This is a genomic window from Pseudomonas sp. B23(2017) (assembly GCF_002113725.1).
Taxonomy (GTDB): domain Bacteria; phylum Pseudomonadota; class Gammaproteobacteria; order Pseudomonadales; family Pseudomonadaceae; genus Aquipseudomonas; species Aquipseudomonas putida_Z.
Genome location: NZ_NEJM01000002.1, coordinates 241972 through 255739, shown reverse-complemented (window position 1 = coordinate 255739; position 13768 = coordinate 241972). Strand labels below are relative to the sequence as shown.

The 13768-nt window shown below is 63.2% G+C and carries 12 protein-coding genes; 10 read left to right on the top strand and 2 right to left on the bottom strand.

What is annotated here, in order from left to right; translation table 11 throughout:
• Positions 1 to 47: 47 nt before the first annotated feature.
• The 3 genes from CAG46_RS04530 (at position 48) to CAG46_RS04520 (ending at position 3460) form a co-directional block, all read left to right on the top strand.
• Positions 48 to 1403 carry a nucleobase:cation symporter-2 family protein gene (locus CAG46_RS04530; RefSeq protein WP_085593158.1) on the top strand — a complete coding sequence of 452 codons (1356 nt, stop codon included), beginning with the start codon at positions 48 to 50 and terminating at the stop codon, positions 1401 to 1403.
• Between the two features lie 136 nt (positions 1404 to 1539).
• Positions 1540 to 2325 carry an outer membrane protein OmpK gene (locus CAG46_RS04525; RefSeq protein WP_025340032.1) on the top strand — a complete coding sequence of 262 codons (786 nt, stop codon included), beginning with the start codon at positions 1540 to 1542 and terminating at the stop codon, positions 2323 to 2325.
• 352 nt (positions 2326 to 2677) lie between these two features.
• On the top strand, positions 2678 to 3460 hold the full coding sequence (locus CAG46_RS04520; RefSeq protein WP_025340033.1) for an outer membrane protein OmpK: 783 nt from the start codon (positions 2678 to 2680) through the stop codon (positions 3458 to 3460).
• 137 nt (positions 3461 to 3597) lie between these two features.
• Here CAG46_RS04520 and CAG46_RS04515 read toward each other — a convergent pair whose 3' ends face one another.
• Positions 3598 to 4512: a DUF808 domain-containing protein gene (locus CAG46_RS04515; RefSeq protein WP_085614502.1), complete on the bottom strand. Its 915-nt coding sequence runs from the start codon at positions 4510 to 4512 to the stop codon at positions 3598 to 3600.
• Between the two features lie 132 nt (positions 4513 to 4644).
• Between CAG46_RS04515 and CAG46_RS04510 the strand changes: the two genes are divergently transcribed.
• The gene (locus CAG46_RS04510; RefSeq protein WP_015271167.1) at positions 4645 to 5256 is read left to right on the top strand and encodes a TetR/AcrR family transcriptional regulator; all 612 of its coding nucleotides are present in this window, start codon (positions 4645 to 4647) and stop codon (positions 5254 to 5256) included.
• 128 nt (positions 5257 to 5384) lie between these two features.
• Here the strand turns inward: CAG46_RS04510 and CAG46_RS04505 are convergent, their stop codons facing one another.
• On the bottom strand, positions 5385 to 5825 hold the full coding sequence (locus CAG46_RS04505) for a heme-binding protein (RefSeq protein WP_013973539.1): 441 nt from the start codon (positions 5823 to 5825) through the stop codon (positions 5385 to 5387).
• A 257-nt stretch (positions 5826 to 6082) separates the two neighbouring features.
• Here CAG46_RS04505 and gcl point away from each other — a divergent pair, with 257 nt between their 5' ends.
• The 6 genes from gcl (at position 6083) to CAG46_RS04475 (ending at position 13767) form a co-directional block, all read left to right on the top strand.
• Positions 6083 to 7858 (top strand): glyoxylate carboligase, encoded by a 1776-nt coding sequence (gene gcl, locus CAG46_RS04500; protein ID WP_015271168.1) that lies wholly within the window; start codon positions 6083 to 6085, stop codon positions 7856 to 7858.
• A 68-nt stretch (positions 7859 to 7926) separates the two neighbouring features.
• Positions 7927 to 8709: a hydroxypyruvate isomerase gene (gene hyi, locus CAG46_RS04495; RefSeq protein ID WP_085614503.1), complete on the top strand. Its 783-nt coding sequence runs from the start codon at positions 7927 to 7929 to the stop codon at positions 8707 to 8709.
• Between the two features lie 171 nt (positions 8710 to 8880).
• Complete coding sequence (locus CAG46_RS04490; RefSeq protein ID WP_025340037.1) at positions 8881 to 9774, top strand: 2-hydroxy-3-oxopropionate reductase; 894 nt, start codon at positions 8881 to 8883, stop codon at positions 9772 to 9774.
• A gap of 243 nt (positions 9775 to 10017) precedes the next feature.
• The gene (locus CAG46_RS04485) at positions 10018 to 11292 is read left to right on the top strand and encodes a glycerate kinase (protein WP_025340038.1); all 1275 of its coding nucleotides are present in this window, start codon (positions 10018 to 10020) and stop codon (positions 11290 to 11292) included.
• On the top strand, positions 11289 to 12704 hold the full coding sequence (gene pyk / locus CAG46_RS04480) for a pyruvate kinase (protein WP_025340039.1): 1416 nt from the start codon (positions 11289 to 11291) through the stop codon (positions 12702 to 12704). Before CAG46_RS04485 ends, pyk begins: the two co-directional genes overlap by 4 nt.
• Before the next feature lie 187 nt (positions 12705 to 12891).
• Entirely contained in the window at positions 12892 to 13767 is an 876-nt protein-coding gene (locus CAG46_RS04475; RefSeq protein ID WP_085614504.1) for an urea transporter, read from the top strand.
• Position 13768: the final 1 nt, after the last annotated feature.

The following is a 13768-nucleotide window of genomic DNA, read 5'->3' as shown; positions in this document are numbered from 1 at the left end:
AGGCCGGCGCTTGGATCCGAGAATAAAAACAAAACTCGAGGTGCTGCATGTCCGAGTCACGCAAGGCGTACATCCCTGTTGCGCCGCCGCGCGAGCCCTTGCCCCTGTTCCAACTGATCCTGGTTGGCCTGCAACACGTTCTGCTGATGTACGGTGGCGCCATCGCCGTGCCATTGATCATCGGCCAGGCCGCCGGGTTGTCCCGTGAAGAAGTCGCTTTCCTGATCAACGCCGACCTGCTGGTCGCTGGCGTCGCTACCATCATCCAGTCCTTCGGTATCGGCCCGGTGGGCATCCGCATGCCGGTAATGATGGGTGCCAGTTTCGCTGCCGTCGGCAGCATGGTGGCCATGGCCGGCATGCCCGGCGTGGGCCTGCAGGGGATCTTCGGCGCGACCATCGCCGCCGGGTTCTTCGGCATGCTGATCGCGCCGTTCATGTCCAAGGTCGTACGCTTCTTCCCGCCACTGGTCACCGGCACGGTGATCACCTCGATTGGCCTGTCGCTGTTCCCGGTGGCAGTCAACTGGGCCGGTGGCGGCCACCAGGCAGATACCTTCGGCTCGCCGATCTACCTGCTGGTGGCCGGCCTGGTGCTGGCGGTAATCCTGCTGATCAACCGTTTCATGCGCGGTTTCTGGGTCAACGTGTCGGTGCTGGTGGGTATGGGCCTGGGCTACATCCTGGCCGGCTCCATCGGCATGGTCGACCTGTCGGGCCTGAACGACGCGCCGTGGCTGCAAGTGGTGACCCCACTGCACTTCGGCATGCCGACCTTCAGCCTGGCACCGATCCTGTCCATGTGCCTGGTGGTGGTGATCATCTTCGTCGAGTCCACCGGCATGTTCCTGGCCCTGGGCAAGGTGACCGATCGTGAAGTTACCCCAGGGATGCTGCGCCGCGGCCTGCTGTGCGATGCCGGCGCGTCGTTCATCGCCGGCTTCTTCAACACCTTCACCCACTCCTCGTTCGCCCAGAACATCGGCCTGGTGCAGATGACCGGGGTGCGCTGCCGCTATGTCACCATCGTGGCCGGTGCACTGCTGATTCTGCTCAGCCTGCTGCCCAAGGCGGCCTTCCTGATTGCCTCGATCCCGCCTGCGGTACTGGGCGGCGCGTCCATCGCCATGTTCGGCATGGTCACCGCCACCGGGATCAAGATTCTCCAGGAGGCGGACATCGGCGACCGTCGCAACCAGCTGCTGGTTGCGGTGAGCGTCGGCTTCGGGTTGATCCCCGTGGTGCGTCCGGAGTTCTTCGCCCAGATGCCCCAGTGGATGGAACCCATCACCCACAGTGGCATCGCCATGGCCACGGTCAGTGCCCTGGTGTTGAACGTGCTGTTCAACATCCTTGGTGGTGCCGACCGCGCGGTGCACAACGAAGCCTGTCACCAGCATTGAGCAAGGGGGGCGGCGCACTGCCGCCCCGCCTCGAATTCGCCGTAAACGCTACACCGTCGGCCCGCCGGAATGGGCCGTCCGGGGCGCCTGCGCGCCAAAAAAACCCAACAAAAACAATAAGTCCGGGAACCACAACATGAAACGCATCACCTCGTCCCTCTTGCTGGGCAGCAGCCTGCTGGCCACCCTCCCCGCCCACGCTGGCGAATGGCTGCAGTGGCATGGCGAAAGCCTGACCTACCTGTACGGCAAGGATTTCAAGGTCAACCCACGCATCCAGCAGACAGTGACCTTCGAGCACGCCAACAAATGGAAGTACGGCGATACCTTCATGTTCGTCGACAAGGTCTTCTACAACGGCAAGCCCGACCCGGGCAAAGGCGTGACCAGCTACTACGGTGAGTTCAGCCCGCGCCTGTCGTTCGGCAAGATCTTCGACCAGAAGCTGGCGTTCGGCCCGATCAAGGATGTGCTGCTGGCCATGACCTACGAGCGTGGCGAGGGCGACAACGAGGCCTACCTGATCGGCCCCGGCTTCGACCTGGACATCCCCGGCTTCAACTACTTCACCCTCAACTTCTACCTGCGCAACACCGAAGGCAGCCGCCCCGGTGACAACGTCTGGCAGATCACCCCGGCCTTCTCGTACACCGTTCCGGTGGGCAAATCCGACATTCTGATCGACGGTTACATGGACTGGGTGGTCGACAACGACCAGACCCGCCGTGGTACCTACCACGCCAACCTGCAGTTCAACCCACAGGTCAAGTACGACCTGGGCAAAGCCCTGAACCTGGGCGCCAAGCAGCTGTACGTGGGCATCGAGTACAGCTACTGGAAGGACAAGTACGGCATCGACAGCCAAGGCAATATCGACAGTAACCAGAGCGTCACCAGTGCCCTGATCAAGGTGCACTTCTAGAAAACTGACCAAACGCACAAGTTTGTACCACACTGCTCCAGGACGGAGCACTTGAGGCAAGGCGCGCAAGCCAGTAATCTGCGCGCCCCCTCGATCAGGGCAGAAGGGATTCTGCCTGCGTTTACTGACCGCTCAGTCAATGAATTCGGGCGGTTGGCCAACGTGTTGCCAGCCTGAAAGACCCTTTTCATCCGTTCAGAACGAAGTCGAGCAGGAAGGTTTTGCCAGCCCAGGAAAGTTGGCTCAACCCTTGCCAAACAGCTGTGGCCTATCGAAAAAAGCTGACTCAAAAGACAAAAAAGCGCCAACAACGAGCGCTGACAATAGATCAATCAAGGGAGCGACACTCGCAATGCGTACCATCAACAGCCTGATCCTCGCCGGCGGCCTGCTGGCCTGTGGCACCACCTTCGGCGGCGACCTGCTGCAATGGCAGAACAACAGCCTGACCTACCTGTGGGGCAAGAACTTCAAGGTCAACCCGTCGATCCAGCAAACCGTGACCTTCGAGCACGCTGATGGCTGGAAGTACGGCGATAACTTCATCTTTGTCGACAAGATCTTCTACCAGGGCCAGAAAGATGAGGGCAATGGCCCGAACACCTACTACGGCGAAATCAGCCCGCGCCTGTCGTTCGGCAAGATCTTCGACCAGAAGCTGGCCTTCGGCCCGGTCAAGGACGTGCTGCTGGCGATGACCTACGAGTTCGGCGAAGGTGATACCGAGTCGTACCTGATCGGCCCTGGCTTCGACCTGGACATCCCTGGCTTCGACTACTTCCAGCTGAACTTCTACAACCGCACCACCGACGGCAGCCGCGCCGGCGACAACGTGTGGCAGATCACCCCGGTGTGGTCGTACACCATTCCGGTCGGTTCGTCCGATGTGCTGATCGACGGTTTCATGGACTGGGTGGTGGACAACGACGAGAACCGCCGCGGCACCTACCAGGCCAACCTGCACTTCAATCCGCAGATCAAGTATGACCTGGGCAAGGCCTTGCACCTGGGCGAGAAGCAGCTGTATGTGGGTGTGGAGTACGACTACTGGAAGAACAAGTACGGCATCAAGGATTCCGATGCCTTCACCACCGACCAGAACACCATGAGCTTCCTGCTCAAGGTTCACTTCTGATCTGAGTACAGGGGCCGCCTTGCGGCCCATTCGCGGGTAAACCCGCTCCCACAGGCTCCGCACCGGATTCATGGCAGACGCTATACATGTGGGAGCGGGTTCACCCGCGAACCGGGGCAAAGCCCCGGCCATGCAACTCAGTTGGCCGGCCGAACCGCCCGCCACAGTTTCCCCGCAATGCCCACCACCGCCAGCACCACGGCACCGGCCACAACCCCGACACCGCCGTTCAGCAGCGCCACGGTCAACGCCCCGCCACGCCCTGCACTGAACGCCTCGATGGCGTGATGCAGCGGCCCGATGCCATGCACCAGGATCCCACCACCGACCAGGAACATGGCCGCCGTGCCGATCACCGACAGGCTCTTCATCATGTATGGCGCGGCACGCAGAATGCCGTTACCCACCGCCCTGGCCAGGCGTGATGCCTTGCGGGTCATCCACAGCCCCAGGTCATCGAGCTTGACGATACCCCCCACCAGCCCGTACACGCCGATGGTCATGACCACCGCGATACCCGACAGCACGACGATCTGCTGGGTCAACGGCGAGTCGGCAACGATGCCCAGGGTGATGGCGATGATTTCCGCCGAAAGGATGAAGTCGGTACGTACCGCGCCCTTGATCTTGGCTTTCTCGAACGCCACCAGGTCGACATTGGCATCGGCCACCGCCTCCTTGAGCGCTTCATGCTCGGCGTCAGTCTCGGCCTTGCTGTGCAGGAACTTGTGCGCCAGCTTCTCGAAACCCTCGAAGCACAGGTAGGCGCCGCCCAGCATCAGCAACGGCGTCACCGCCCAGGGGATGAACGCACTGATCAGCAGCGCCGCCGGCACCAGGATGGCCTTGTTCACCATCGAGCCCTTGGCCACAGCCCACACCACCGGGATCTCGCGCTCGGCACGCACCCCGGTGACCTGCTGGGCATTCAGCGCCAGGTCATCGCCCAGCACGCCTGCGGTCTTTTTCGCCGCCACCTTGGTCATCACCGAGACGTCATCAAGCACCGTGGCGATGTCGTCGATCAGTACCAGTAGACTGCTTCCTGCCATGTTTGCCTGTATCCAGAAGAGTGAGTGCCCAGGATTCTAGCCCAAAGCCGCTGCCTTGAGCGCCCGTCGAGCCCGGTGCTACCATGCCCGATCCCTCTTAGAGGTGGCCAGACACGAGGAAGATCCCTGACCATGAGCACCATTCGCGAGCGCAACAAGGAACTGATCCTGCGCGCGGCCAGCGAGGAATTCGCCGACAAGGGCTTCGCCGCCACCAAGACCAGCGATATCGCGGCCAAGGCCGGCCTGCCCAAGCCGAACGTGTATTACTACTTCAAATCCAAGGACAACCTCTACCGCGAGGTCCTGGAAAGCATCATCGCGCCGATCATGCAGGCGTCGACCCCGTTCAATGCCGACGGTGACCCGAAGGAAGTGCTGAGTGCGTACATCCGCTCGAAGATCCGCATTTCCCGCGACCTGCCGCATGCGTCCAAGGTGTTCGCCAGCGAGATCATGCACGGTGCCCCGCACCTGTCGCCGAACCAGGTAGCGCAGCTGAACGAGCAGGCACGGCATAACATCGAGTGCATCCAGCGCTGGATCGACCGCGGGCAGATCGCCCATGTGGATGCGCATCACCTGATGTTCAGCATCTGGGCAGCGACCCAGACCTATGCCGATTTCGACTGGCAGATCTCTGCGGTGACCGGAAAGGCCAAGCTGGCCGACAGCGATTATGACGCGGCGGCGGAGACCATCATCCGCATGGTGCTCAAGGGCTGTGAGCCTGAGCTAGCCTGACAGGGCCAGTGGGGCTGCCTTGCAGCCCATCGCGACACAAGGCCGCTCCCACAGGAGATTGCGTAACCCCTGTGGGAGCGGCCTTGTGTCGCGAAAGGGCCGCAAAGCGGCCCCAGCCATCTTCAGCCTTACGCCGCTACCCCGGCATCCGCCTTCAACCCCACCTCCTCGATCGCACTGATCGCGCACTGCTCGTCGATATCCGACGTATCCCCGCTGATCCCTACCGCACCCAGCACCTTGCCGTCCTGATCACGCACCAGCACGCCACCCGGCGCCGGCACCACCGGCCGCTCGCCCAACCCGTTCAGCGCGGCAAAAAATGCCGGCCGCTGCTGCGCGTCCAGCGCCAGCAGGCGCGAGCCCTTGCCCAGGGCAATCGCGCCCCAGGCCTTGCCGGTGGCCACCTCCGGCCGGATCAGGCTGGCGCCATCCTCGCGTTGTAGCGCCAGCAAGTGGCCGCCGGCATCCAGCACCGCCACGGTCAGTGGCGCGGCATTGATCTTGCGGCCCGCTGCCAGCGCGGCATTCACCAGGCTGACCGCGACTTTCAGGTTCAAAGCGTTCATGGAAAGGTCCTCTTCTTGTTGTGAGAAGCCCTGAGGGCAGTTGAAAACCGATAGAACAAATAGAACACAACGAAAGATATTTTTGTATACAATATTTTGAAACGATCGTATGCGATGGCGCAAACCTCCGTTTTCACGGGCGCTCGAACGAAAGCGACGTCCGCCGACGAAAACCCGTTGACCTAAGCGGCCAGCCGTGAATACACTCTGGCACAAAGCAAGTTGTATACAATTACAAAATCGATGAGGCACAAACCATGAGCAAAATGAGAGCAATCGATGCAGCCGTTCTGGTCATGCGCCGTGAAGGTGTAGATACCGCGTTCGGCATCCCGGGGGCTGCCATCAACCCGTTGTACTCGGCCCTGAAGAAAGTCGGTGGCATCGATCACGTCCTCGCTCGTCACGTCGAAGGCGCCTCGCACATGGCCGAGGGTTACACCCGTGCCAACCCGGGCAACATCGGCGTGTGCATCGGCACCTCCGGCCCAGCCGGCACCGACATGGTCACCGGCCTGTACAGTGCCTCCGCCGACTCCATCCCGATCCTCTGCATCACCGGCCAGGCCCCACGTGCCCGCCTGCACAAGGAAGATTTCCAGGCTGTCGACATCACCAACATCGTCAAGCCGGTCACCAAGTGGGCCACCACCGTTCTGGAGCCAGGCCAGGTGCCTTACGCCTTCCAGAAGGCCTTCTATGAAATGCGCACCGGCCGCCCAGGCCCGGTACTGATCGACCTGCCGTTCGACGTGCAGATGGCCGAAATCGAATTCGACATCGACGCCTACGAACCGCTGCCAGTGCACAAGCCGTCCGCCACCCGCGTACAGGCCGAAAAAGCCCTGGCCCTGCTCAATGACGCCGAGCGCCCGCTGCTGGTAGCCGGTGGCGGCATCATCAACGCCGACGCCAGCGACAAGCTGGTCGAGTTCGCCGAACTGACCGGTGTACCCGTAATCCCGACCCTGATGGGCTGGGGCACCATCCCGGACGACCACGCACAGATGGTCGGCATGGTCGGCCTGCAGACTTCGCACCGCTACGGCAACGCCACCCTGCTGAAATCCGACCTGGTGTTCGGTATCGGTAACCGCTGGGCCAACCGCCACACCGGTTCCGTCGACGTCTACACCGAAGGCCGCAAGTTCGTGCACGTGGACATCGAGCCGACCCAGATCGGCCGCGTGTTCACCCCGGACCTGGGTATCGTTTCCGACGCCGGCAAGGCTCTGGACGTGTTCCTCGAAGTGGCCCGCGAGTGGAAAGCCGCTGGCAAGCTGAAGTGCCGCAAGGCCTGGCTGGAAGACTGCCAGGAGCGCAAGGCCACCCTGCAGCGCAAGACCCACTTCGACAACGTGCCGGTCAAGCCGCAGCGCGTCTACGAAGAAATGAACCAGGTATTCGGCAAGGACACCTGCTACGTCAGCACCATCGGCCTGTCGCAGATCGCCGGCGCGCAGTTCCTGCACGTGTACAAGCCACGCCACTGGATCAACTGCGGCCAGGCCGGCCCGCTGGGCTGGACCATCCCTGCCGCCCTCGGTGTGGTCAAGGCCGATCCGAAGCGCAAGGTGGTCGCGCTGTCGGGTGACTACGACTTCCAGTTCATGATCGAAGAGCTGGCGGTGGGCGCACAGTTCAACCTGCCGTACGTGCACGTACTGGTGAACAACGCCTACCTGGGCCTGATCCGTCAGGCGCAACGTGGCTTCGACATGGATTACTGTGTACAACTGGCGTTCGAGAACATCAACTCGACCGACGCCGCCACCTACGGTGTCGACCATGTCGCCGTGGTCGAAGGCCTGGGCTGCAAGGCCATCCGTGTATTCGAGCCGGCCGAGATCGCCCCTGCCCTGCTCAAGGCACAGAAGATGGCCGAAGAGTTCCGCGTACCGGTGGTGGTCGAAGTGATTCTCGAACGTGTGACCAACATTTCCATGGGCACCGAGATCAACGCGGTCAACGAGTTCGAAGACCTGGCCCTGGTCGGCAACGACGCGCCAACCGCCATCTCGCTGCTGGACTGATCGCCTGACGCCCCCGTGCCGGCCCCTACCTGAGGGCGCCGGGGGCCTTCATCGCAAGGAGACACAACATGCCTCGCTTCGCTGCCAACCTGTCCATGCTGTTCACCGAACAGGACTTCCTGGCCCGCTTCAAGGCTGCCGCCGATGCTGGTTTCAGCGGCGTCGAATACCTCTTCCCGTACGACTTCAGCGCTGCCGAGATCAAGCAGCAGCTGGACGCCAACGGCCTGACCCAGGTGCTGTTCAACCTGCCGGCGGGCGATTGGGCCAAGGGTGAGCGCGGTATCACCTGCCACCCTGACCGCGTCGAGGAATTCCGCGTCGGTGTCGACAAGGCCATCGAATACGCCAAGGTGCTGGGCAACACCCAGGTCAACGCCTTGGCCGGCATTCGCCCACAAGGCCCGGACTGCGCCACCGTGCGCAAGACCTTCGTGGAAAACCTGCGCTACGCCGCCGACAAGCTGAAAGCCGCCGGGATCCGCCTGGTCATGGAAATGATCAACACCCGCGACATCCCCGGCTTCTACCTGAACACCACCAAGCAGGCCCTGGAAATCCAGGCCGAGGTTGGCAGCGACAACCTGTTCCTGCAGTACGACATCTACCACATGCAGATCATGGAAGGTGACCTGGCTCGTACCATGGAAGCCAACCTGAAACTGATCAACCACATCCAGCTGGCCGACAACCCCGGCCGCAACGAGCCAGGCACCGGCGAGATCAACTACCGCTTCCTGTTCGAGCACCTGGACCGCATCGGCTACCAGGGCTGGGTGGGCGCGGAGTACAAGCCGCTGACCACCACCGAAGCGGGCCTGGGCTGGCTGAAGACCCATAACGCAATCTGAACGGCTGAACGCTAGCCCCCTGTGAAACACGAAACCCTGTGGGAGCGGGCATGCCCGCGAACACCGGCATAGCCGGTGCCATCCACCGAGTCGCCTGTTTCGCGGGCATGCCCGCTCCCACAGGGATTGCGGTCTGCTTGAGACATCACAAATACAAAGAGGCACATTCTCATGGCTAAAATCGGTTTCATCGGCACCGGCATCATGGGCAAGCCCATGGCTCAGAACCTGCAGAAAGCAGGTCACAGCATCTTCGTCTCCACCCACCACGACGCTGCCCCGGCCGACCTGATCGCCGCCGGTGCCGTGGCCCTGGCCAACCCGAAGGAAGTTGCCCAGGAAGCCGAGTTCATCATCGTCATGGTCCCCGACACCCCGCAGGTCGAGAGCGTCCTGTTCGGTGACAACGGCGTGGCCGAAGGCGTGGGCCCGAACAAGGTCGTGATCGACATGAGCTCGATCTCCCCTACCGCTACCAAAGCCTTCGCCGAGAAAATCAAGGCCACCGGCGCTGCCTACCTGGACGCACCTGTGTCCGGCGGCGAAGTCGGCGCCAAGGCCGCGACCCTGAGCATCATGGTCGGTGGCTGCCCGAAAGCCTTCGAGCGCACCCTGCCGCTGTTCGAAGCCATGGGCAAGAACATCACCCGCGTCGGTGGCAATGGCGACGGCCAGACCGCCAAGGTGGCCAACCAGATCATCGTTGCCCTGAACATCCAGGCCGTTGCCGAAGCCCTGCTGTTCGCCGCCAAGAACGGCGCCGACCCGGCCAAGGTACGTGAAGCACTGATGGGCGGCTTCGCCTCGTCGAAGATCCTCGAAGTGCACGCCGAGCGCATGATCAAGGGCACCTTCGACCCAGGCTTCCGCATCAACCTGCACCAGAAGGACCTGAACCTGGCCCTGCAGGGTGCCAAGGAACTGGGCATCAACCTGCCCAACACCTCCAATGCCCAGCAAGTGTTCAACACCTGCCAGGCCCTGGGCGGCGGCAACTGGGACCACTCGGCGCTGATCAAAGGCCTGGAGCACATGGCCAACTTCTCGATCCGCGACGACAAGTAAGTAATTTTTAGCCTTCACCGGCCTCTTCGCGGGTGAACCCGCTCCCACAGGTTTTACGCCGTCTTCAGCCTCTGTGAGGTCCCTGTGGGAGCGGGTTTACCCGCGAAGAAGCCAACACCTTTGAACCTGCGACCACAGGCTCAAAGGTGGCACCGAGCAACACCCGCCCCTGGTTCGGCCTGCACGGAGGCAGTTCCAGGGGCGTTTTTGATTCTGCAGAACAACAATAATTGGGAGCCTGCCATGTCGGTCGATCCGCAAAAACTTCTCCGCGAGCTGTTCGACACAGCCATCGCCGCCGCCCACCCCCGTCAAGTCCTCGAACCCTACCTACCCGCCGACCGCAGCGGCCGGGTCATCGTCATCGGTGCCGGCAAGGCCGCAGCCGCCATGGCCGAAGTGGTCGAGAAAAGCTGGCAGGGCGAAGTCTCCGGGCTTGTTGTCACACGGTACGGTCACGGTGCCAACTGCCAGAAGATCGAGGTGGTCGAAGCTGCCCACCCGGTCCCCGATGCCGCCGGCCTGGCCGTGGCAAAACGCGTGCTGGAACTGGTCAGCAACCTCAGTGAAGACGACCGCGTCATCTTCCTGCTGTCCGGCGGTGGCTCGGCGCTGCTGGCCCTGCCCGCCGAAGGCCTGACCCTGGCCGACAAGCAGCAGATCAACAAGGCACTGCTGAAATCCGGCGCCACCATCGGCGAGATGAACTGCGTGCGCAAGCACCTCTCGGCGATCAAGGGCGGCCGCCTGGCCAAGGCCTGCTGGCCGGCCACGGTGTACACCTATGCCATTTCCGATGTCCCGGGCGACCTCGCCACGGTGATCGCCTCCGGCCCGACCGTGGCCGACCCGAGCACCTCGGCCGATGCCCTGGCCATCCTCAAGCGCTACAACATCGAAGCGCCCAAGGCCGTTATCGACTGGCTCAACAACCCAGCCTCGGAAACCGTCAAGGCCGATGACCCGGCCCTGGCCCGCAGCCACTTCCAGCTGATCGCCAAGCCCCAGCAGTCGCTCGAAGCTGCCGCGGTCAAAGCCCGCCAGGCCGGGTTCAGCCCGCTGATTCTCGGCGACCTGGAAGGCGAATCACGCGAAGTGGCCAAGGTGCACGCCGGTATCGCCCGGCAGATCGTCCAGCACGGCCAGCCGCTGAAGGCACCCTGCGTGATCCTGTCCGGCGGCGAAACCACCGTGACCGTGCGCGGCAATGGCCGTGGCGGGCGCAACGCCGAATTCCTGCTCAGCCTCACCGAAAGCCTGAAAGGCCTGCCGGGCGTGTACGCCCTGGCCGGTGACACCGACGGTATCGATGGCTCGGAAGAAAACGCCGGCGCCTTCATGACCCCGGCCAGCTACGCCCGTGCCGAAGCCCTGGGCCTGTCGGCCAGCGACGAGCTGGACAACAACAACGGCTACGGCTATTTCGCCGCCCTGGATGCGCTGATCGTCACCGAGCCGACCCGCACCAACGTCAACGACTTCCGCGCCATCCTGATCCTCGAGACTGCCCAATCATGACGCCTGATAAAAAAGTCAAAATCCTCGCCACCCTTGGCCCTGCGATCAAAGGCATCGACGACATCCGCCAACTGGTAGAAGCCGGGGTGAACATCTTCCGCCTCAACTTCAGCCACGGCGAGCACGCCGACCACGCCCTGCGCTACCAGTGGATCCGCGAAGTCGAGCAGCAACTGAACTACCCGCTGGGTATCCTCATGGACCTGCAAGGGCCGAAGCTGCGCGTCGGCCGCTTTGCCGACGGCAAGGTGCAGCTGCAACGCGGCCAGGCCCTGCGCCTGGACCTGGACAACACCCCAGGCGACAGCCGCCGGGTCAACCTGCCGCACCCCGAGATCATCGCCGCCCTCGAGCCGGGCATGGACCTGCTGCTGGACGACGGCAAGCTGCGCCTGCGCGTCACCGCCAAGCACAGCGACGCCATCGACACCGAAGTGCTGGCCGGTGGCGAGCTGTCCGATCGCAAGGGTGTCAACGTGCCGCAAGCGGTGCTCGACCTCTCCCCGCTCACCGAGAAAGACCGCCGCGACCTGGCCTTCGGCCTGGAGCTGGGCGTGGACTGGGTGGCCCTGTCGTTCGTACAGCGCCCCGAAGACATCACCGAAGCACGCCAGCTGATCGGTGACCGTGCCTACTTGATGGCGAAGATCGAAAAGCCATCGGCCGTCGAACAGCTGCAAGCCATCGCGGAGCTTGCGGATGCGATCATGGTGGCCCGTGGCGACCTGGGCGTGGAAGTACCGGCCGAAAGCGTGCCGCAGATCCAGAAACGCATCATCGGCACCTGCCGCCAGCTGGGCAAACCGGTGGTGGTGGCCACGCAGATGCTCGAATCCATGCGCTTCTCGCCAGCGCCGACCCGCGCCGAAGTCACCGACGTGGCCAACGCCGTGGCCGAAGGTGCCGATGCGGTGATGCTGTCGGCCGAGACTGCCTCGGGCGAGTACCCGCTGGAAGCCGTGCAGATGATGAGCAAGATCATTCGCCAGGTGGAGAACGGCCCGGACTACCAGGCCCAACTCGACGTTGGCCGGCCGAAGGCCGAGGCCACCGTGTCGGACGCCATCAGCTGCGCCATCCGCCGTATCAGCGGCATCCTGCCGGTGGCGGTGCTGGTCAACTACAGCGAGTCGGGCGCCTCGACCCTGCGCGCGGCCCGCGAGCGGCCACGGGCCCCGATCCTCAACCTGACGCCAAACCTGACCACAGCGCGCCGCCTGAGCGTAGCGTGGGGCGTGCACTCGGTCGTCAACGACCGCCTGCGCCAGGTGGACGAGGTTGTTTCCACTGCCCTGGAGATTGCCCAGGCACAAGGCATGGCCAGCCGTGGCGACACGCTGCTGATCACTGCCGGTGTGCCTTTTGGCAAGCCAGGGTCGACTAACACGCTGCGGATCGAGACCTTGATCTGACCGCATCGCCGGCAAGCCGGCTCCCACAGGGATCGCACCACTTCAAAGGCCTGTGCAATCCCTGTGGGAGCTGGCTTGCCGGCGATTGGAGGGCAAAGCCCTCCTTGTACACAGAAACACCAGACCTGCGGAAAACCCGAGGCCCAAAGAGGCCCACCGCTCCCCATCAACCTCACTGACTGCCCCGATGTACACCAAAAATTTCGTCAACCCGTGCCCCGACTGGGCCACGGCGTTACTCAACGGCTTCAGCCAGGTGCTGCTGCTGCGCAACCCCCTGTGCGGCCTGTGCTGCCTGCTGGCCATCCTGCTGACCGCCCCCGGCCTGGTCGGTGGCGCCCTGCTCGGCGCCCTGGCCGGCCTGCTCACCGCCCAGGCACGCGGCTACGACCGTGCCGACCGCCAGGCCGGGCTGTACTGCTACAACGGCGTGCTGATCGGCATCCTGATCAGCGCCGTGCTGCCCTGGTCGGTCATCTTGCCGCCACTGATCATCGCCGCTGGCGGCCTGTCCAGCATCATTACCCACCAGTGGCGCAAGCGCGGCGGCAAACTGCTGATCGCCTACACTGCACCCTTCGTGCTGCTGGGCTGGGCCGTATTGCTGATCGCCAGCCCCTCGCCCAGCGGCTTCGTCGAAGCCGACCCGCTGTACGCGTTGGCGCGCGGCGTGGGCCAGATCTTCCTGCTCGACCAGCCGCTGGCCGGCCTGCTGATCATCATCGGCATGTTCATCGCCAACCCTTATGCCGCAATGTGGGCAGTGATCGGCTCGGCCATCGGCGGCGGCGTGGCACTGTTCGCCGACCAGGCGCAAGCCGCCTGGCTGGGCCTGTACGGTTTCAACGCCGCGTTGGCGGCACTGGCGTTCAGCAGGCAAGGTGAAAAGCCGTGGGTGACACTGCTGGCCATTGCCCTGGCCCTGCTGCTGCAACCACTGTTCAAGCTGCTACCGGTGCCCGGCCTGACCGCGCCCTTCGTCGCCGCCTGCTGGCTGATGCATGTGGCTGATCACCTGGCTCACAGAAAACAGAGAAACAGCTCACATCAATTACCGAACTGAT

Excerpts from the sequence above, each read along its gene's own strand:
- CAG46_RS04475 (WP_085614504.1), top strand. The coding sequence starts at position 12,892 with ATGTACACCAAAAATTTCGTCAACCCGTGCCCCGACTGGGCCACGGCG.
- gcl (WP_015271168.1), top strand. The coding sequence starts at position 6,083 with ATGAGCAAAATGAGAGCAATCGATGCAGCCGTTCTGGTCATGCGCCGT.
- hyi (WP_085614503.1), top strand. The coding sequence starts at position 7,927 with ATGCCTCGCTTCGCTGCCAACCTGTCCATGCTGTTCACCGAACAGGAC.
- CAG46_RS04505 (WP_013973539.1), bottom strand. The coding sequence starts at position 5,825 with ATGAACGCTTTGAACCTGAAAGTCGCGGTCAGCCTGGTGAATGCCGCG.
- CAG46_RS04515 (WP_085614502.1), bottom strand. The coding sequence starts at position 4,512 with ATGGCAGGAAGCAGTCTACTGGTACTGATCGACGACATCGCCACGGTG.
- pyk (WP_025340039.1), top strand. The coding sequence starts at position 11,289 with ATGACGCCTGATAAAAAAGTCAAAATCCTCGCCACCCTTGGCCCTGCG.
- CAG46_RS04525 (WP_025340032.1), top strand. The coding sequence starts at position 1,540 with ATGAAACGCATCACCTCGTCCCTCTTGCTGGGCAGCAGCCTGCTGGCC.
- CAG46_RS04485 (WP_025340038.1), top strand. The coding sequence starts at position 10,018 with ATGTCGGTCGATCCGCAAAAACTTCTCCGCGAGCTGTTCGACACAGCC.
- CAG46_RS04520 (WP_025340033.1), top strand. The coding sequence starts at position 2,678 with ATGCGTACCATCAACAGCCTGATCCTCGCCGGCGGCCTGCTGGCCTGT.
- CAG46_RS04530 (WP_085593158.1), top strand. The coding sequence starts at position 48 with ATGTCCGAGTCACGCAAGGCGTACATCCCTGTTGCGCCGCCGCGCGAG.
- CAG46_RS04510 (WP_015271167.1), top strand. The coding sequence starts at position 4,645 with ATGAGCACCATTCGCGAGCGCAACAAGGAACTGATCCTGCGCGCGGCC.
- CAG46_RS04490 (WP_025340037.1), top strand. The coding sequence starts at position 8,881 with ATGGCTAAAATCGGTTTCATCGGCACCGGCATCATGGGCAAGCCCATG.